Raw genomic sequence first — 1,096 nt, forward strand, 5'->3', positions numbered from 1 at the left:
ACTAACGAACTAACTTATCCGCTTTTGACCTGCTCTTTGCTTCATTGTGCGCGGTGATTGCGGGGTCGAAGGATGGTACGAGATTCGAGAATACATCCTAGGGCACCATGAGTGGTTTAAGCGTAACGGTATGTTTAAAGACGGTATTCCTGCCGACGATACCATCGCTCGTGCCATCTCTTCGATTGAACCGAATGCCTTTCAAGCCTGCTTTATCGATTGGATGAAAGCTGTCCATCAAATGACGGATGGTCAGGTGGTCGCAATCGACGGTAAAACGCTGAAAGGCTCGTACAACCGTGAAGATAGAAGTAGTACGATCCACATGGTCAGTGCATATGCCAGCGAAAATCATCTGGTACTTGGTCAGCTCAAGACAGACGAAAAAAGCAATGAAATCAGTGCTATTCCCGAGCTAATCCGCCTTCTCGACTTACGTGGTGCGCTAGTCACCATCGATGCCATGGCCTGCCAAACGACGATTGCCAAGACGATTCTTGAACAAGGTGGCGATTACTTATTAGCGGTGAAACAAAACCAGGGCAAGCTGGCGAACGCGATCACCGCGGCATTCAGTGAGCAACGTCGAACCTTCAATGACGATGTCGAGTTTGAATATGGTCACGGTCGTATTGAATCGCGTCAGTGCTATGTGCTTGATAAAGAATGTTTATCCGGCGACTTTAGCCGTTGGCCATCACTACAAAGCCTTGTCATGGTTGAGTCTTTGCGTGTTGAAAAAGGGCGTCCGATGTCGCTGGAGTACCGCTACTATATCAGCTCAAAATCACTGACTGCCGATGAGGCAAGCCGTGCTATTCGCTCGCATTGGGGCATTGAAGCCATGCACTGGGTGTTAGATGTCAACATGGGGGAAGACGCATGCCAAATTTATAAAGACAATGGGGCCGCGAACTTTGCCTGCCTGCGACACATGGCTTCAAACATGGTGCGGGCTGAGCCGACCAAGATCAGCTTGGTGGCCAAACAGAAGCGCTGTCTCATGAATCCCAGCTTCTTAGAGAAGGTTTTAGCCGCAGGCATACCGGCAATGGTTGAAAAATGAACACTCATGCGCTCGCCTSWGTCTCTCATT

Annotated in this window: 1 pseudogene; it reads left to right on the forward strand. The window is 49.5% G+C overall.

The window, feature by feature from the left end:
• Nucleotides 1-23: 23 nt before the first annotated feature.
• Nucleotides 24-1,066 (forward strand): annotated as a pseudogene (locus DZ54_RS23050) (ISAs1 family transposase); the annotation flags it as partial.
• Between the last annotated feature and the right edge of the window lie 30 nt (nucleotides 1,067-1,096).

Origin of the sequence: Salinivibrio socompensis S35, assembly GCF_000513715.1 — a bacterium.
GTDB lineage: Bacteria > Pseudomonadota > Gammaproteobacteria > Enterobacterales > Vibrionaceae > Salinivibrio > Salinivibrio socompensis.